This window comes from Pseudomonas sp. GV085 (assembly GCF_003050925.1).
Lineage (GTDB): Bacteria > Pseudomonadota > Gammaproteobacteria > Pseudomonadales > Pseudomonadaceae > Aquipseudomonas.
Genome location: NZ_QAOV01000004.1, coordinates 150,991 through 168,483 on the forward strand (window position 1 = coordinate 150,991; position 17,493 = coordinate 168,483).

Sequence of the window (17,493 nt, forward strand, 5' to 3'; positions counted from 1 at the left end):
CACCACAATTCCTTGTAGGAGCGAGCTTGCTCGCGATGGTGTGTCAGTTGATGCAGCAGTGCCTGACACTCCATCGCGAGCAAGCTCGCTCCTACAGGGGATGTGTTTCTACCGAACGGCACTCACACCGTCGAGCGTCGAAAACGACGTGTCCTTGGCCGTCAGCAGGAAGTCGCGCATGTACGGCGCATCCAGCATGTCGGTGCGGATCGCCGCATACAACGTTGCGAACAAACCCTTCTCCCCCAGCCGCTTGGCCTTCACATAACCCCGTGAGCTGTATTCATGCAGAGCCCAATGGGGCATGCCGCATACGCCACGACCGCTGGCCACCAGTTGCATCATCATCACCGTCAGTTCCGAGGTGCGGACCTGGGCCGGTTCGATGTCGGCGGGTTCGAGGAAGCGGGTGAAGATGTCCAGCCGGTCCCGTTCCACCGGGTAGGTGATCAAGGTTTCCGGGAGCAAGTCTTCCGGGACGATGTAGGCCTTGCTGGCCAGGCGGTGCTGGTTGGCCACCGCGAGCATCGCTTCATAAGTGAACAGCGGTACATAGGTGATCCCCGCCAGATCCACCGGGTCGGAGGTCACCACCAGGTCCAGATCGCCACGGGCCAGGGCCGGGAGCGGAGCGAAGGAGAAGCCAGAGGCCAGGTCCAGCTCGACTTCCGGCCAGGCGTCGCGGAACTGGTCGATGGTCGGCATCAGCCACTGGAAGCAACTGTGGCATTCGATGGCCATGTGCAAGCGACCGGCGGTGCCACCGGCCAGGCGACTGATGTCTCGTTCGGCGGCGCGCAGCAGCGGCAGGGTGGCGTCGGCCAATTGCAGCAGGCGCAGACCGGCGCTGGTGAAACGCACCGGTTTGGTCTTGCGCACGAACAGTGGCATGCCCATGCGCTCTTCCAGTTCTTTGAACTGGTGAGACAGGGCCGACTGGGTCAGGTGCAGGCGGTCGGCCGCATCCACCAGGCTGTCGGCTTCGCGCAAGGCGTGCAGGGTCTTGAGGTGACGGATTTCAAGCACCGGGGGGGCTCCATGAGGAAAACTTGTCGATAAATCGAAAAGGTTGAGTTTGTCTCATGTTGGGTTGGCTGTCGACAGGAGTGCCCTCTTTTACACAGGAGCCTGCTCGCGGTGAACGATAACGCGGTCCTGAAGACGACCGCCCGGCACTCTTCATCAAACTGTCATGGAACTGTGGCAGCGCGCTTGAACAAACTTCATCAGACTCGCGCTCTACTGGGGTTCTGCGTTTTGGTGTTTTTCATGGGTGCTTCATTCTTTTCACGAATCGTATTGTTGGCCGCGCTGTTGTTCGGCCTGCCGTCCCTGGCGGCTTCGCGTTGTGACGTCGATGTTGCGACCGAACGGGTGGATCTGGCCCAGGTAAGCCTGGCGTACCAGAGCATCGGCCGTGCGTCGGACCCGGCCTTGCTGCTGGTGATGGGCCTGGGCGGGCAGTTGATTCACTGGCCGGACGAGGTGGTGGTCGCCCTGTGCCAGCAGGGGTTCCGGGTGATCCGTTATGACAATCGCGATGTCGGCCTGTCGACCTGGCGGCAAGCACCGGCCGAAGCCAACCTGACCTTCGAAGTGCTGCGCTACAAACTCGGATTGCCGGTGTCGTCGCCGTATTCGCTGACTGACATGGCCGATGATGGCCTGGGGCTGATGGACGCCTTGCACATCGATCAATTCCACGTGTTGGGCGCCAGCATGGGCGGGATGATCGCCCAGCACATGGCGGCCATGGCACCGCAACGGATCGAGAGCCTGACCCTGATCATGACCACCTCCGGCGCCGAAGGCTTGCCAGCACCGAGTGCGGCGCTGGTGCAGTTGTTGTCCCGGCGCGGTGCACCGAGCCGCGAAGTGGCCCTGGAGCAACAGGCCGACTTGCTGGCGGCGCTGGGCAGCCCGATGGTCACTGATGATCGGCAGGTGCTGCTGCATCAGGCGGCGCTGTCCTATGACCGGGCGTTCAATCCCGAGGGCGTGAAACGCCAGATCATGGCCATTCTCGCCGAACCGAGCCGGGTGACCCTGCTCAATCAGTTGCGGGTGCCGGCGCTGGTGGTGCATGGCACGGCCGACCCGTTGTTGCCGGTGATGCACGGGGTGCATCTGGCGGCGCATCTGCGAGGCAGCCAATTGATCCTGATTCCGGGCCTGGCCCATCGCTTCCAGGAGGCGTTCAAGGCGCCGTTGCTGGCGGCGGTGTTGCCGTATTTGCGCGAGCACCGTGAGGACACTTCGCACTGGGCGCAGATTGATCCGGCGCTGGCGCCGAATCTTTTGTAACACCCGGGGCCCCTGTAGGAGCTGGCTTGCCAGCGAAGGCGTCCTTAAGGGCGATACATAATTCAAGGGCCCCTTCGCTGACAAGCCAGCTCCTACATGAATGCTACCGCCGACTTCAGGACCCTCAATGGCTTAGCCCGTATTTTTTCACTTTGTCGAACAGCGTGGTCTTGGCCATGCCCAGTTCCTGGCTGGCCTGGGTCAGGTTGCCGCCGCTGCGTTGCAAGGCATCGCTGAGCAGGTTGCGCTCGAACGCTTCCACCGCTTCGGCAAAGGCCAGGCCCTGATTGCCACCGCCGGCACCGGTTTTCTTGAACGCCGGCAGGCCCAGGGCAAAGCGCTCGGCAACGTTGCGCAGTTCACGCACGTTGCCCGGCCAGTCGTGGCTCATCAAGTTCGAAACGGTCTGGTTGTCCAGCTCCGGCACCGCGCGGTCGAAGCGCAGGGACGACAGCTGCAAAAAGTGCTCGAACAGTTGCAGGATGTCCTCACGGCGTTCGCGCAGCGGCGGCAATTCCAGGGTCACCACGTTGAGGCGGTAGTACAGGTCGCTGCGGAATTCGCCAGCCTTGCTCGACTCGACGAGGTCGGATTTGGTCGCCGCGATCACCCGGCAATCCACCGCCACGCTCTGGTTCGAACCGAGGCGTTCGAGGGTGCGTTCCTGCAACACCCGCAGCAGTTTGATCTGCAAGGGCAGAGGCATGCTTTCCACTTCGTCGAGGAACAGCGTGCCGCCGTCAGCGTGTTCGATCTTGCCGATCCGCCGTTTGCCCGCGCCGGTAAAGGCGTTGGCTTCGTGGCCGAAGATTTCGCTTTCGAAGAGGTTCTCCGGCAGGCCGCCGCAGTTCAAGGCGACGAACTGCTTGGTGTGCCGTCGGCTGAAATCATGCAGGCAGCGTGCGACCAACTCCTTGCCGGTGCCGGTCTCGCCTTCGATCAGCACATTGGCCGAGGTATCGGCGACGTTGGCAATCAGTTCCCGCAGGTTCTGCATGGCCGGCGAGCGTCCGATGATCCGCCCTTCGAGGGAGTCGCGCTCGGCCAGTTGCCGGCGCAGCGACGACACTTCCCGTGCCAGGCTGCGTTGCTCCAGGGCGCGGCGGGCCACGTCCACCAGGCGCTCCGGAGAGAACGGCTTTTCCATGAAGTCGTAGGCGCCTTTCTGCATCGCGCCGACGGCCATGGAGATGTCGCCGTGCCCGGTGATCAGCACCACCGGCAGGCTGCGGTCGCGGGCCTTGAGCCGGGTCAGCAATTCCAGGCCATCGATACCCGGCAGGCGAATGTCGCTGACGACGATGCCGGCGAAATCGTCGCCGACCCGCTCCAGGGCTTCTTCGGCGCTGCCCACGCCAATGCAGGGAATGTCTTCCAGGGTCAGCGCCTGTTGGCAGCCGAGCAGCACATGGGGGTCGTCTTCGACGATCAATACACTAAGGTCGTTGTTCATATTGGCTCGGCGGGAGTGGGGCTTACCAACGGTAAACTGAGGACGAATGCGGTACCACCGCTGGACGGGTGCTCGACACCCAGGTGACCGCCGGTGGCGGCGGCCAGGCTGGCGGAAAGGGTCAGGCCAAGGCCCAGGCCCTGTTCGCCGGGTTTTGTGGTGAAGAAGGGTTCGAACAGGTGCTTGCGCGCTTCGGCGTCGATGCCATGGCCGTTGTCGCGCACGCGCAGGCGGTATTTACCATCGAACGCTTCGCCTTCGAGCCACAGCTCGGGTTGCGGCTGCGCTTGCATGGCGTCGAGGGCGTTGCCGATGAGGTTGACCAGAATCTGCTCCAGGCGGGTCTGGTCGATCTGCACCTGCACAGCTTCGAAATGGCGGTGCAATTGCAGAGGGGTGTTTTCCACCCGTGCACCGTGCAATTGCAGGGCCGCGTCCACCGCTTTGCCGAGACAGGCCTGGCCCTTGTCGTCACCGCGCCGGGCGAACGAGCGCAGGCTGGCGGTGATGCGGCCCATGCGGTCGATCAGTTCGTTGATGGTCTTGAGGTTGGTGCTGGCCACATCGAGCTGGCCACGTTCGAGGAAGCGCACGGTATTGCCGGACAAGGTGCGCAGCGCCGCCAGCGGCTGGTTCAGTTCGTGGGCGATGCTGGTGGACATCTGGCCGATGGCCGCGAGTTTTCCGGCCTGCACCAGTTCATCCTGGGCACGGCGCAAGGTCTCTTCGGCGAGCCGGCGCTCGCGGATCTGGCCCTTGAGCCGTTCGTTGCTGGCGCGCAGGTCGGTGGTGCGTTCGGTAATCCGACGCTCCAGCTGATTGTTGGCTTCCTGCAAGGCTTCCCGAGCCGCCAGACGTGTGGCGATCACCTTGCGCCGCTCGTTCCAGGCAATCAACAGAAAGGCACAGAGGGCAAACGCCACGGCCACCAGAATCCCCTGATTGATCGCTTCGCGGCGCAGGTCCTGGAGCGGCGTGAGCAGGGTGAAATTCCACGGCGTATCGCCGAGCGGCCGGGTTTGCGCCAGGTAACTGATGTTTTCATCGTCGGACGCCAGTTCGCTGTTGGCCGGGAACGTGAGTTTTTCCACGCCTTCGGACAGAATTTCCCGGGCCAGCGGTTGCAGTTCGTTGAGCGGGAACCAGTAGTACTGCAGGCTGCGGGCGAGTTTTTCCTTGGTTTCTTCGCTCAGCGGCACCACCGATTTCAAACGCCGAGCCGGATCGCTGGAGAGAATGATGATGCCGTTCTCGTCGCTGACGAAGGCTTCCAGGCGTGCCCGCTGCCAGCGTTCTTCCATGGCTTCCAGGCGTACCTTGACCACCGCGACGCCGATGATCTTGCCGTGTTCTTCCAGGCCATGGGCCAGGTAGTAGCCGGGTTCGCCGTTGGTACTGCCGATGCCGTAGAAGCGCCCGGGCTGACCACGCACGGCGTTCTGGAAATAGGCGCGAAAGGACAGGTCTTCACCCAGGTAACTGTCGACATCGCGCCAGTTGCTGGTAGCCATGACGCGGCCGGTGGTGTCCATCACGTAGATGGCCCGACTGCGGCTGCGCCGGTTCAGGCCTTCGAGGTAATCGTTGACCGTTTGCCGGTGTTCCGGGGTCGGGTCGGCCAGCAACTGCGAAACGCTGGTTTCGAGCTCCAGCAGGCTGGGCAGGTAGGTGTATTTGCTGATTTCGCTTTCGACGGCACGGGCGTGCAGTTCCAGCTGTCGCTGGCCGTTCTCGCCAAGGCTGTGAATACCATAGTGCTCACTGACCCAGAAGCCGATATAGCCCAGGCCGATCATCATGGCGATGATCAGCGGTGGCAGGAACAAATGGCGAATCAGACGGGGTTTCACGGCGAGTGATGGCATTGCTGCGCGATAAAGATTGGAGTCGCATTTCATCACAGATGCCTTGGGTCAACCAGCGATTGCCTGCCTACTCCAACTGTAGGAGCGAGCTTGCTCGCGAAGAACTCAAGGACAACGCGTGCATTCAGGATGAACGCGTCATCGTTAACGACCATCGCGAGCAAGCTCGCTCCTACAGGGTAGGGGCGAGCTACGTTGGTATTAGTGCTGCAGAATCTTGTTCAGGAAGTGCTGCGTACGATCCGCACGGGCGTTGATGTCGCCGAAGAACTCCTCTTTCTTGCAGTCTTCGATGATCTTGCCGGCGTCCATGAAGATCACCCGGTCCGCCACTTTACGGGCGAAGCCCATTTCGTGGGTCACGCACATCATGGTCATGCCTTCGTGGGCCAGTTGCACCATCACGTCGAGCACTTCGTTGACCATTTCCGGGTCCAGCGCCGAGGTCGGTTCGTCGAACAGCATGACGATCGGGTCCATCGCCAGCGCACGGGCAATCGCCACACGCTGCTGCTGACCGCCGGAGAGCTGGCCCGGGTGTTTGTGGGCGTGAGCCGACAGGCCGACGCGCTCGAGCAATTGCAGGCCTTTCTTGGTGGCTTCTTCCTTGCTGCGGCCCAGCACCTTGATCTGCGCGATGGTCAGGTTTTCGGTGATGGTCAGGTGCGGGAACAGCTCGAAGTGCTGGAACACCATGCCCACGCGCGAACGCAGTTTCGGCAGGTTGGTCTTCGGGTCGGCGATGGAGGTGCCGTCGACCACGATGTCGCCTTTCTGGAACGGTTCCAGGGCGTTGACGCACTTGATCAGGGTCGATTTGCCGGAACCGGATGGCCCGCACACCACGATCACTTCGCCTTTTTTGACCTCGGTGCTGCAATCAGTCAGTACCTGGAAGTCCCCATACCACTTGTTGATGCTTTTGATAGAGATCATACGGCGAACCTTTTTTGCAGACGCTTGACCAGCCGCGAGGCGGCAAAGCTGATGATGAAGTACACGAGGCCGGCGAAAACCAGGAACTCATTGGAGCGGCCAATGATGTCGCCACTGGCGCGCGAAGCATTGAGGAAGTCCACCAGGCCGACGGCGTAGACCAGCGAGGTGTCCTGAAACAGGATGATGCTCTGTTGTAGCAACAGTGGGGTCATCTTGCGGAATGCCTGCGGCAGGATGATCAGGCGCATCATCTGGCCATAAGTCATGCCCAGCGCCTGGGCAGCGCCCATCTGGCCCTTGGGAATCGACTGCACACCGGCGCGGACGATTTCACAGAAGTATGCCGCTTCGAACATCATGAAGGCCACGATGCAGGAGGCGAACGCGCCGATCGGCGTGTCTTCGCCGGTGATCCAGCGCAACACGAATGGCACCGCCAGGTAGAACCAGGTGATGACCAGCAGCAACGGGATCGAACGGAAATAGTTGACGTAGGCGCCCGCGATGTTCGACAGCACTTTGCTGTGGGACAGACGCATCAATGCCAGGATGGTGCCGAGGATGATCCCGCCGACCACGCCCATGGCCATCAGCTTGAGGGTCATGATCATGCCGTTCCACAGGCCCGGCAGGGACGGGATGATGCCCGAGAAGTCGAATTCCATCATTTACCCCCTACGGAAATCAGGCCCGGCACGGCGACTTTCTTCTCGACCATGCGCATCAGCAGCATCAGGCTCATGTTCAGGGTGAAGTAGATCAGCGTCGCCAGGGTGAAGGCTTCGAACAGGTTGGCGGAAAACTCGGCAGTCTGTTTGGTCTGCGCCAGCAGTTCCATCAGGCCGATCAGCGAGGCCACGGACGTGTTCTTGAAGACGTTGAGAAATTCCGAGGTAAGCGGCGGAATGATGATCCGGTAGGCCTGGGGCAGCAGCACGTTCCAGTAGATCTGCGGCAGCTTGAAACCCATGGCGCGGGCCGCGGATTCCTGGCCCTTGGGCAGGGCCTGGATACCGGTGCGCACCTGTTCGCAAACCCGGGCGGTAGTGAACAGGCCCAGGCACACCACGACGCTGAGGAAGGCCGAGGTGGTCGGGTTCAGATCCTGCTTGTACCACTCTTGCAGGTCTGCCGGCAGCAGGTCGGGTACCAGGAAGTACCAGATGAACAGCTGCACCAGCAGCGGCACGTTACGGAAGAGTTCGACGTAGCAGGTGGCGATGCCCGATACGATGCGGTTCGGCACGGTACGCATGACGCCCAGGATCGAGCCCAGTGTCAGGGCAATGATCCAGGCCGCGATGGCGATGCCGATGGTCCAGCCCAAACCGGTCACGTACCAGTCGAAATAGGTCTCGCTGCCCACGCCGGTGGACTTGAAGAACACGCCCCAGTCCCAGTTGTAATTCATTAGGGTCTCCCCTCAGTTCGATCGATGTGCAAGTGCCCGCTTGGGGGAAGCTCCGTTCCCGCCTGTCCTTGAGGGACAGGCACACGCGTCCGGCTCGACAGCCACCGGTTCGAGTGTTTCCAGAAAATGCCAGCAGGAAGTGACCACCTCCTGAAAGGGCATGCGCCCTGTCAGGAGATAAGGTTAGTCAGAAATCAGGATTTCTTGTCGTCAGCCGCTTTATCGGTCGGATTGGCGATCAGGGCCTTGAGCTCGTTGCTCATCGGGAAATTCAGGTTCAGGCCTTTTGGCGGGATTGGCTGCATGAACCATTTTTCGTAGATCTTGTTGATCTCGCCCGATGCGTAGGTGGCCTTGATGGCGTCATCCACAGCCTTTTTGAACGGCTCGTCGCCTTTGCGCACCATGCAACCGTAGATTTCGTAGGACTGCGGAGTACCGGTCACTGCCCAGTCTTTCGCATTCTTGGCCTTGGCTGCTTCACCTGCCAGCAGGGCGTCGTCCATCATGAAAGCCACGGCACGGCCGGTTTCCAGCATCTGGAAGGACTCGCCATGGTCTTTGGCGGAGATGACGTTCATGCCCATCTGCTTGTCGGCGTTCATCGACTTGAGGATGCGCTCGGACGTGGTGCCGGCGGTGGTCACGACGTTTTTGCCGGCCAGGTCAGGGAAATCCTTGTACTTGGAGTCTGCCTTGGACAGCAGGCGAGTACCGATTTCGAAGATGCCAACGGAGAAGTCAACTTGCTGCTGACGCTCGACGTTGTTGGTGGTGGAGCCGCACTCCAGGTCCACGGTGCCGTTCTGCACCAGCGGGATACGGGTTTGCGAAGTCACCAGGTTGTACTTGACCTGCAGGTTTGGCATGTCGAGGTCTTTTTTCAGCGCTTCGACGACTTTCAGCTGGATGTCGTGGGAGTAGCCGACCGGTTTGCCGGAAGCATCCGCGATGTAGGAGAACGGAATGGAAGCGTCACGATGCCCGAGGGTGATGACACCGGACTCTTTGATCTTCTTCAGGGTGCCGGTGAGTTCGGCGGCGAAAACTGGCGTGCTGATCAGAGCGGCAGCAATGGCTGCGCCCAGGATGTGGGGAACGATGCGCATCAAATTTTCCTCGACATTGTTTTTTTTATGGAGCCAGTTCATCGGCCCTTTTGTGCTGCAAATCACCTGAGCGCTACTGAGAGAGGGCGCAAAGGACATTCGTCGAAGAAGTGTAGAGCATGACTCGTGCCAGACCAGTGCCAATAGGTCATGTTATTGATTTATAAGGAAATTAAATATTTATGGCGCGAATATTGAGGCTGGATGATCCGGTTAACCGAACTGACCCGCAGGTCGCGTTCGGAAAACCGAATGGTGGTTGGGTGCTACTTGGTCATCACGGATATTTGCGCTTGTCCGGGGCTGGCGGGAAGTACTGATACAACCAGGTTTCGCTCAGCGTGCGGTCGTTGGTGCGGATGAACAGGCGCAGCTCGACCGGTTCCACGCTGTCATTGGTCGGGTACCAGTCAAACAGGATGCGGTAGCCCTTGATGTCATCGAGCTTGAGCACGCTGAAATCCTTGACCTCGCCGTTCGAGCAAGTGACCACCGGCTCGATGCCCGCGCCTTCAGGCAAGCGGTCCAGGCCGCCGCCGGTGAAGTCCACGGCAAAACGACGGGCCCAGACTGGCGGGTAATGCTCGCCCGGCGCCCAGCCTTCGGTGAATCCGCCCATGCCTGAACGGGTCGCATTGACTCGCGCCAGCGGAGTGCCGACCGGTGGCAGTGCGCTCCAGTAGAGTTTGTAGCCGTAGTTCAACGAGTCCCCCGCAGCCACTGGTTTCTTCGGGGTCCAGAAGGCGACGATGTTGTCCATGGTTTCGCCGGTGGTCGGGATTTCCAGCAGATCGATCGAGCCTTCGCCCCATGGGGTGGTCGGCTCGACCCACAGGCTCGGGCGGCGGCTGTACCAGTCTACGGTGTCCTGATAGCTGGCGAACTCGTGGTCGGTCTGTACCAGGCCGAAACCTTTCGGGTCCTTGTCGGCGAAGGCATTGAATTGCAAGGTCGCCGGGTTATTCAGCGGGCGGCAGATCCACTCGCCGTTGCCGCGCCACATGGCCAGGCGATCGGAGTCGTGGATTTGCGGGTGAATGGTGTCGCACATCCGGCGTTCGTGGGTGCCGCAACTGAACATGCTGGTCATCGGCGCGATGCCCAGTTGGTCGATGGCGGTGCGTGCGTTGACGTAGGCATCGATCTCCATCACCACGCGCTCGGCCTGGCAGTCGATATCGAAGCGGTAGGCACCGGTGGCACTCGGCGAGTCGAGCAGGGCGTAGACCACGAAGCGGGTGCTGTCCTTGTCCGGCGTCTCGAACCAGAACTTGGTGAAGTCGGGGAATTCTTCGCGCTTTTTGGCGTAGGTGTCGATGGCCAGCCCGCGGGCCGACAAACCGTACTGGCCGGTGGCGTCCACCGCACGGAAGTAACTGGCGCCGAGGAAAGACACGACGTCGTGTTTGTCCAGTTCCGGGGCCTTGAACAACTTGAAGCCGGAGAAACCCAAATCGGCCTTGAGCTGTGCGGTGTCGACCGTGGTGTTTTCATAGTTGAACAGCGACGGGCGGAAATGCACCTCGCGCGCCTGACGGGTCTTGGGGTCGACGCTGTACATGCGCACCGGCTGCTTGAACCCCATGCCGACGTGGAAAAACTGCACATCCAGCTGACCGTTCAGGTCATTCCACAAAGAGTGCCTGGCGTCGTAGCGGATCGCATTGAAGTTCTGCGGCGTCATGCTCGCCAGGGTCGGCGGCAATTGTTGCTTGGTGTCCTGGTAGCGACGGCTGGCGAGCTGTTTGGCCTGGAGTTTCAGCGCTTCGAAATCGAACGCGGTGGCCTCGCCATCAGCGGTGCCGCCGCTGGCGGCCCAGGCCTGGGCCGCCATCAGGCCCGTGGCGGACAAACCAGTGTAGGCCGCGATGGCCATGGAGGCTTTGAGCAAGTTCCTGCGGTGCATAAATACAACCTGTCGTGAACAATCCCGCGCCGTTCCTGGCACGTGCTGGATCAGAAATATCGGTTCGGACATGCCTTCGGCCAAACGCAACGGACTTTTACACAGATGCCCGATAGCTTAAAGCGTTCGATTGAAGAGCAAAATTGATTGATGGCACTGCGCTGGCCCAGCAATGAAACAAGACATGTCGGGAAACAATTCCGACAGTGGTTTCTGATTTAAAGGGCATTTCTGCTTTTTTCGACTAGTTACTCTAAAAATTGCTTTTCAGCGCCCGGAATATTTCTATTCTGTGCACATGACCGGTTTATGCCCTTCGGACCGGTGCGGTTCAGTGGGCACCCAGCGGCTGCTGAAAAAGGGATAGGGCGATGCGGTTTTTTGCAGTTTCTTTGACGTCTAGAGAAGGACATCGTCCATGTCGAAAGTACAGAACATCACTGAATTGTTGGGAATCTTTCCTTGCCTGGCCACCGGGCGGCGAAGACGCCGGCTCAACAGCGAGGAAATGAAACTGGTGGAACGCTATCGGGAGCTGTCGGAGAGCGACAGGATCGCGATGAGGTATCTGGTGGATGCGATGAGGAGTGTTTCGAGGTTTTGAGCAGGGCTGGTTACCGTGAGAGCCATTTGGCCTTCACGGTGGCCAGGCTGGTTAACCTGCCTGCATCAGCGTCGGCTATGCCAGCGTCTATTGCTTGCTGTCGGACAGATTGCTGGTCGTGCTTATGGAGATACGCCTCTGCAAACGAGCTATCACATGGAATCATTTCGATGAGGGTTCGTTTGACGCTGTGAGTCTTGTTCATGTGGAAATAACTCATTCAGCAGGACAATTAATTGAGAGGACTCAAACCAAAGGGACGGACCGTGAAGTCTGTCCCTTTTTTCAGCTCGATTTATCCCTTCAACGGCAAGTGCCAGCGATTGGGAAGGGTCGCTGCACCTGCATCAACTCAGGCATGTCTCGCCACTTGATCCAGGCGTGATGTTGGTAATGCAGCAAGGGCACGGAGATTCCAGCCCAATTCAAGGAACTCAGGCTTGGCAGGTTTTCCACAGGCTCTGATTTCGCATCACGCAGCGAGGGTATGACTTCGTTGCTCAACCATTGGCGCAGGTTGCGGTTTTCCGGGACGAAATGATGAACCAGCAAGGCGTACATGCCTGATTCGCTGACCATCAGGGTTTCGACTGTTTTGCCGTCCTTGAGCAGCCAGACAGTGCGACGTTGGTCGGGGTCGAGTTTCAGGGTCAGGCGTTCGTTGAGTGGTTTGCCCATCAGACGACCCAGATCCTGTGCGCAGAACCAGGCTTGGTTGTCTTGCATGAAGGCATGGAGGAAGCGGTTGTGGCGGGTGAAGACTTTAGGGATGAAGCAGGAAGGAATTTCAGTCGGATGGGTTGTGTGCTTATGCATTTTTCGACTCCATGTTGAAGAAAGGAGCCGCCAATAATCCTTCGACAGATTTGGGTGGCGGACCGTGGGGCGTTCGAAGTCGGAACATTCTCGATCAACATGGAAGCCGAGAGGCCCGCGCCACACGGCCCGCCATAACGCGAAACTGAAAGGCAAAAAAATGCCCCAGCTCATATGGGGGCGCGGATGCGCCATGTTGATATGTTCCGGCTTCGACTCCGGGCCGCTGATTTGGCAGCGACGGAACAAAGCCTATCGGTCAGGCGCTCGCGGCGCCAAGTCTACTCTGGCGACGCGTGTTGTAGGAATCGAGGGTTTTTCAGGAAGGCTGTATCTGTAGGAATTTTCTGTTTTTGCATCTACCGAGGTGACATAGCGTGCGCCCCTGATTTTTCCTATAACTTTTCCGGGTTCAAGATTGGACTGCAGATTTTTCTGCATTGATCGAGTTTCCAGCTAGTGCTTCTTCTATAAATCGCTTGTGGGAGGCGCGAGTTTTTTCAGAAGAGTCCAGCGAAAAAAACGTTCTTTCTACAAGTCAGGGAAGCAAATGCAGACGATCGTTGTCCGTTATCTCGAAACGGTGATCAATAAAACTACCGGCGGATCCAGCCAAGTCGTTCTGGGAACGGAAATTTACGAAGATATCCGTGAAACACTGATTCCAGGGATGCCGCGCTCCAAGCCGGGGACAGCCCCACACCCGGTTTTCCTGACCAAATGCTTCATCAATGACAGCAATCACCTTTGGCGACTCGAATCGATAAAGTCGACCGCCGCCACGGCTACGCGGCCCGCTGTTTTTTCGGTGCTGATTCAAAGACAGGATGTTTCTAAAGAGATTTTTCTGAATCAGACGCTGAAAAAAGACAAAAGCTTGAAGCTACAGAAACTTCTGGGGCGCCAAGGGAAACTGGTCGAAGTGGACTATGGGTTCGTGCAGCGAAGCGCACGCACAGATGCGTCGAGCAAGTCCAACAAGCGGTACATGGACACGCTGCTTGAGGCCGAGATGCATAAGCGCAGGCTTGCTGTCGTTGTGAAGGTGATATCAAAAAATCTTGTTCAGGTTGCCCCTGTGACATCAAGAGCTATTGCCGTCGAAGACAGGTCAGCCTTCAAGCTGGAACAGGCTACCTTGGACAAAATGCCTCGCTACCAAAACAGCGGAAAAGAAAGCTATGTGCTTTGCAGCATGCTTGAGTGCGTTTCGACCCAACGAATTTTGCCTCCAATCAGCTATTTCGGCGACGGGAGGGATACAGGGAGGAGCGTTAAGTACCCTGTTGCGCTGAGTGTCACCGAGAGCAAGTTGCTGAGGTCAGCGCTGATTCACGCCGTGGGAGCCTCCGGTTATGTTCCGTACAACGATTTACTTCAGGCTCAGCTTAAAGCTCAAAAGCTGCAGGAGGTCGTCGACCAACTCAATACAGAGTTGGACATTCGCAATACCGCATTGAGGCAGCTTGTTGCTGTCCAGAAGCTAGCCAAAAGGTGGGCGGCGGAAATGGGGCTTGAGTATGAGGATGAGCTCGAATTTCAACGAAATCTGGATGCTGAAAATGAAGTCGCGGCCACTGTTTTTTAACAAGCAAAACGAATTGACACCGCCTTCATCGGTTAATACCATTGGCTCACATGGTCTGGCAAAGAGAGCAGAACTCTACCCAGGCGACAGGGTTAATACCCTCTTCTGTGAAAGTAAAACCGCCTTTAGGGGCGGTTTTTTTATGTCTGTTCAAATGCTCAATATGTTTTAGCAACCTCAATCCTGCCCGCATCGCTGCGGGCAGCGCGTCCGATCAAAGAACTATTACCGACCAACCTTCCACGCATCCCCCGCAGGCGCCTTCCCGTGGTCATACGGCTTGGCGATCCACATGTAGAGCAGGCCCAGACCAATCACGATGGCGGTACTCAGCACCATCGCGTAATTGATGTACCAGGCGGCGTCCGGCGTACGTGGCCAGGCCATGTTGATGATGGCGCCGACGCCGTAGACCAGCGCGCCGATGTTCACCGCCCAGCCCCAGGCGCCGAGGGTGAATTTGCCGCTCGGTTTCCAGCCCTTCATGCGGGCGTACAGGGCCGCGAGCACGATCATCTGAAACGCCAGGTAGATGCCGATGGCCGCGAAGCTGACGATGGTGGCCACCGCGTCTTGCAGGAAGAAGCCGAGGATGATGATCAGTGCCGGCAGGACGCCGGACACGAACAGTGCGGCAACGGGTACCTGAGTCGTAGGGGAAATCTTTTTCAGCAGTCGGCTGCCGATGACCATTTCATCACGGGCGTAGGAATACAGCAGACGACTGGCTGCCGCTTGCAGGCTGATCACGCAGGAGATGAAGGAAATCATCACCACGCCCATCACCACTTTCGAACCCACCGGGCCGAATGCGTTGTTGAGGATGGTGGTGACCGGGTCCTTGTCGGTACCGTTGATCACGGCCTGCATGTCCGGCACGGCCAGGATCAGCGCCAGGCAGGCGAACATCGCCGCGATGCCGCCGATGTAGATGGTCATGCGCATGGCCACCGGGATCTGCTTGCTCGGGTTCGGGGTTTCTTCGGCCACGTCGCCGCAGGCCTCGAAGCCGTAGTACAGGAACATCCCCGCCAGCGAAGCGGTGAGGAACGCCGGCAGGTACGAGCCGTCGACACTGATATCAAAGGTGTTGAACAGCACGCTGATCGGTTGATGACGTTCGAAAATCAGCAGGTAAACGCCAACGATGACTGCGCCGACCAGCTCGCAGAGGAAGCCGAACATGGCGATCCGTGCCAGCACTTTGGTGCCGCTGAGGTTGACCAGGGTGGCGAACAGCGTCAGGAACAGGGCGATGATGATGTTGGTGTTGTTGCTCGGTTCAAAGCCCATCATGGCGGCGAGGTACGGACCGGCACCCACCGCCACGGCAGCGATGGTCACGCACAGGGCGATGGAGTAGATCCAGCCGACCATCCACGCCCAGCGCTTGCCCACCAGACGACGGGCCCATGGGTACACGCCGCCGGAAATCGGGAACTGCGAAACCACTTCGCCGAAGATCAGGCACACCAGCAACTGGCCGCAACCGACCAGCAAGTAAGCCCAGAACATCGGTGGCCCGCCCGCGGCCAGGCACAGGCCGAACAGGGTATAGACCCCGACGACCGGGGACAGGTAGGTGAAGCCCAGGGCGAAGTTTTCCCACAGGCTCATGCTGCGATTGAAGTTGGAGGTGTAACCCAGTTTGCGTAGTTGCTCGGCATCGCTGTCGGCAAGGGCTGCAGAGAGTTCGGGTAATGCACTCATGTGTGTTTGCTCCGGAAAATCGGCAGATTTCGGATGTCCGAAACCGTGACGGGGCCTTGAGGGCACCGCCCGGTTCGGTGGTTATTGTTTTGTCTTCTTTGGGGTGGAGCCTGGTGGTGTTGGTGCCGGTTTCTTCCTTGAGTGTTGTGGTGACGCCATCGCGAGCAGGCTCGCTCCTACAGGGGAATGCGATCAACTGTAGGAGCGAGCCTGCTCGCGATGCTTTTCTTAATGCTTGAACATCACATGCCGTACGACGGTGTAGTCCTCCAGCCCGTACATGGACATGTCCTTGCCATAGCCGGACAGTTTCTGACCGCCGTGGGGCATTTCGCTGACCAGCATGAAGTGCGTGTTGACCCAGGTGCAGCCGTACTGCAAGCGGGCCGACAGGCGATGGGCGCGGCCGACGTCGGCGGTCCACACGGAAGAGGCGAGGCCGTAGTCCGAATCGTTGGCCCAGCCCAGCACCTGTGCTTCATCGCTGAATCTGGTCACCGACACCACTGGCCCGAACACTTCGCGACGCACGATTTCGTCGTCCTGTTGTGCATCGGCCAGCACGGTCGGTTCGAAGAAGTAACCGTCGCCTTCGACAGCTTTACCACCAGTGATCAAACGAATGTGTGGCTGGGCGATGGCGCGCTCGACGAAACCGGTCACGCGGTCGCGGTGTTGCGCGGTGATCAGCGGGCCGAGTTCGGTCGACGGATCGTCCTGCAAGCCATACTTGATGCTGCTGACTGCCGCGCCGAGTTTCTCCACGAACTTGTCGTAGATGCCTGCCTGGGCATAGATGCGGCAGGCGGCGGTGCAGTCTTGCCCTGCGTTGTAGAAACCGAAGGTACGGATGCCTTCGACGGCGGCGTCGATATCGGCATCGTCGAAGATGATCACCGGGGCCTTGCCGCCCAGTTCCATGTGCATGCGTTTGACGCTGTCGGCGGTGCTGGAAATGATGTTCGAGCCGGTGGCGATCGAACCGGTCAGCGACACCATGCGCACTTTCGGGTGGGTCACCAGCGGGCTGCCAACGGTAGGACCACGGCCAAATACCAGGTTGAGCACGCCGGCCGGGAAGATATCCGACGCCAGTTCGGCCAGGCGCAGGGCCGTCAGTGGAGTCTGTTCCGACGGCTTGAGCACCACGGTATTGCCGGCGGCCAGGGCCGGGGCGATTTTCCAGGCGACCATCATCAGCGGGTAGTTCCACGGCGCGATGGAGGCGATCACGCCCACCGGGTCGCGGCGGATCATCGAGGTGTGACCCGGCAGGTACTCGCCACCGGCCGATCCGCTCATGCAGCGGCTGGCACCGGCGAAGAAACGGAACACGTCGGCAATTGCCGGGATCTCGTCGTTCAGCGCGGCGCTGTAGGGCTTGCCGCAGTTGTCCGATTCCAGTTTGGCCAGCTCTTCGCCATGGGCTTCGATGGCATCGGCGAGTTTGAGCAGCAGCAGCGAACGCGCTTTCGGCGGGGTTTGCGACCAGCTGTCGAACGCGGCGTCGGCAGCGCGTACGGCGGCATCGACCTGGGCTTCGCTGGCTTCGTTGATTTCCACCAGCACGCGCCCCAGCGCCGGGTTGAACACCGGTTGGGCGGGGCCTTCGCCGTCGAGCAGTTGGCCGTTGATCAGTAATTTGGTTTGCATGTTCATGTCCTCTTTGGCGCTTTTATTGTTCTGTAGAAACCGGATCACTGTAGGAGCGAGCTTGCTCGCGAAGAACGTCAGAGCGCCGCGCTTATCCAGGCTGCCCTCGTCATCGTTAACGTTTTTCTCGAGCAG

At 59.3% G+C, this 17,493-nt stretch carries 14 protein-coding genes; 3 read left to right on the top strand and 11 right to left on the bottom strand.

The features are described from left to right. Positions 1–108: 108 nt before the first annotated feature. Positions 109–1,026 carry a transcriptional regulator MetR gene (gene metR, locus C8K63_RS10205; protein WP_108216591.1) on the bottom strand — a complete coding sequence of 306 codons (918 nt, stop codon included), beginning with the start codon at positions 1,024–1,026 and terminating at the stop codon, positions 109–111. Positions 1,027–1,269: 243 nt separating this feature from the next. On the opposite strand from metR, the gene C8K63_RS10210 reads away from it, so the two are divergent. Then, a complete protein-coding gene (locus C8K63_RS10210) occupies positions 1,270–2,304 on the top strand; it encodes an alpha/beta fold hydrolase (RefSeq protein WP_108216592.1) in 1,035 nt (344 codons plus the stop codon). A gap of 124 nt (positions 2,305–2,428) precedes the next feature. Here the strand turns inward: C8K63_RS10210 and C8K63_RS10220 are convergent, their stop codons facing one another. The 7 genes from C8K63_RS10220 to C8K63_RS10250 form a co-directional block, all read right to left on the bottom strand. Beyond that, positions 2,429–3,757 carry a sigma-54 dependent transcriptional regulator gene (locus C8K63_RS10220; RefSeq protein ID WP_108216593.1) on the bottom strand — a complete coding sequence of 443 codons (1,329 nt, stop codon included), beginning with the start codon at positions 3,755–3,757 and terminating at the stop codon, positions 2,429–2,431. Continuing rightward, the gene (locus C8K63_RS10225) at positions 3,754–5,655 is read right to left on the bottom strand and encodes a sensor histidine kinase (protein WP_108216594.1); all 1,902 of its coding nucleotides are present in this window, start codon (positions 5,653–5,655) and stop codon (positions 3,754–3,756) included. Before C8K63_RS10225 ends, C8K63_RS10220 begins: the two co-directional genes overlap by 4 nt. 168 nt (positions 5,656–5,823) lie before the next feature. After that, on the bottom strand, positions 5,824–6,558 hold the full coding sequence (locus tag C8K63_RS10230; RefSeq protein ID WP_007985725.1) for an amino acid ABC transporter ATP-binding protein: 735 nt from the start codon (positions 6,556–6,558) through the stop codon (positions 5,824–5,826). Continuing rightward, positions 6,555–7,226, bottom strand: a complete 672-nt coding sequence (locus C8K63_RS10235; RefSeq protein ID WP_108216595.1) for an amino acid ABC transporter permease — start codon at positions 7,224–7,226, stop codon at positions 6,555–6,557. Before C8K63_RS10235 ends, C8K63_RS10230 begins: the two co-directional genes overlap by 4 nt. Further along, positions 7,226–7,972 (bottom strand): amino acid ABC transporter permease, encoded by a 747-nt coding sequence (locus C8K63_RS10240; RefSeq protein ID WP_108216596.1) that lies wholly within the window; start codon positions 7,970–7,972, stop codon positions 7,226–7,228. Before C8K63_RS10240 ends, C8K63_RS10235 begins: the two co-directional genes overlap by 1 nt. Positions 7,973–8,166: 194 nt before the next feature. Beyond that, a complete protein-coding gene (locus tag C8K63_RS10245) occupies positions 8,167–9,081 on the bottom strand; it encodes a glutamate/aspartate ABC transporter substrate-binding protein (protein ID WP_008021031.1) in 915 nt (304 codons plus the stop codon). A 277-nt stretch (positions 9,082–9,358) separates the two neighbouring features. Next, positions 9,359–10,987: a glucan biosynthesis protein D gene (locus tag C8K63_RS10250; protein ID WP_108216597.1), complete on the bottom strand. Its 1,629-nt coding sequence runs from the start codon at positions 10,985–10,987 to the stop codon at positions 9,359–9,361. Positions 10,988–11,405: 418 nt separating this feature from the next. Here C8K63_RS10250 and C8K63_RS10255 point away from each other — a divergent pair, with 418 nt between their 5' ends. Next, positions 11,406–11,591, top strand: a complete 186-nt coding sequence (locus C8K63_RS10255) for a hypothetical protein (RefSeq protein ID WP_108216598.1) — start codon at positions 11,406–11,408, stop codon at positions 11,589–11,591. Positions 11,592–11,894: 303 nt separating this feature from the next. On the opposite strand, the gene C8K63_RS10265 is transcribed toward C8K63_RS10255, so the two are convergent. After that, positions 11,895–12,407 (bottom strand): Bro-N domain-containing protein, encoded by a 513-nt coding sequence (locus tag C8K63_RS10265; RefSeq protein ID WP_108216600.1) that lies wholly within the window; start codon positions 12,405–12,407, stop codon positions 11,895–11,897. Between the two features lie 550 nt (positions 12,408–12,957). Here C8K63_RS10265 and C8K63_RS10270 point away from each other — a divergent pair. Then, positions 12,958–13,995, top strand: a complete 1,038-nt coding sequence (locus C8K63_RS10270) for a type II toxin-antitoxin system PemK/MazF family toxin (protein ID WP_108216601.1) — start codon at positions 12,958–12,960, stop codon at positions 13,993–13,995. Positions 13,996–14,220: 225 nt separating this feature from the next. Here C8K63_RS10270 and C8K63_RS10275 read toward each other — a convergent pair whose 3' ends face one another. Together C8K63_RS10275 and C8K63_RS10280 are read right to left on the bottom strand one after the other, a co-directional pair. After that, a complete protein-coding gene (locus C8K63_RS10275) occupies positions 14,221–15,705 on the bottom strand; it encodes an APC family permease (protein ID WP_108216602.1) in 1,485 nt (494 codons plus the stop codon). 228 nt (positions 15,706–15,933) lie between these two features. Beyond that, the gene (locus tag C8K63_RS10280) at positions 15,934–17,358 is read right to left on the bottom strand and encodes a gamma-aminobutyraldehyde dehydrogenase (protein WP_108216603.1); all 1,425 of its coding nucleotides are present in this window, start codon (positions 17,356–17,358) and stop codon (positions 15,934–15,936) included. Positions 17,359–17,493 lie beyond the last annotated feature (135 nt).

Bases quoted from the DNA above. Each gene is read 5' to 3' on its own strand.
- C8K63_RS10265 (WP_108216600.1), bottom strand. From the start codon at position 12,407: ATGCATAAGCACACAACCCATCCGACTGAAATTCCTTCCTGCTTCATC.
- C8K63_RS10250 (WP_108216597.1), bottom strand. From the start codon at position 10,987: ATGCACCGCAGGAACTTGCTCAAAGCCTCCATGGCCATCGCGGCCTAC.
- C8K63_RS10225 (WP_108216594.1), bottom strand. From the start codon at position 5,655: ATGAAATGCGACTCCAATCTTTATCGCGCAGCAATGCCATCACTCGCC.
- C8K63_RS10270 (WP_108216601.1), top strand. From the start codon at position 12,958: ATGCAGACGATCGTTGTCCGTTATCTCGAAACGGTGATCAATAAAACT.
- C8K63_RS10240 (WP_108216596.1), bottom strand. From the start codon at position 7,972: ATGAATTACAACTGGGACTGGGGCGTGTTCTTCAAGTCCACCGGCGTG.
- C8K63_RS10220 (WP_108216593.1), bottom strand. From the start codon at position 3,757: ATGAACAACGACCTTAGTGTATTGATCGTCGAAGACGACCCCCATGTG.
- C8K63_RS10275 (WP_108216602.1), bottom strand. From the start codon at position 15,705: ATGAGTGCATTACCCGAACTCTCTGCAGCCCTTGCCGACAGCGATGCC.
- C8K63_RS10235 (WP_108216595.1), bottom strand. From the start codon at position 7,226: ATGGAATTCGACTTCTCGGGCATCATCCCGTCCCTGCCGGGCCTGTGG.
- C8K63_RS10210 (WP_108216592.1), top strand. From the start codon at position 1,270: ATGGGTGCTTCATTCTTTTCACGAATCGTATTGTTGGCCGCGCTGTTG.
- C8K63_RS10280 (WP_108216603.1), bottom strand. From the start codon at position 17,358: ATGCAAACCAAATTACTGATCAACGGCCAACTGCTCGACGGCGAAGGC.
- C8K63_RS10245 (WP_008021031.1), bottom strand. From the start codon at position 9,081: ATGCGCATCGTTCCCCACATCCTGGGCGCAGCCATTGCTGCCGCTCTG.
- C8K63_RS10255 (WP_108216598.1), top strand. From the start codon at position 11,406: ATGTCGAAAGTACAGAACATCACTGAATTGTTGGGAATCTTTCCTTGC.
- C8K63_RS10230 (WP_007985725.1), bottom strand. From the start codon at position 6,558: ATGATCTCTATCAAAAGCATCAACAAGTGGTATGGGGACTTCCAGGTA.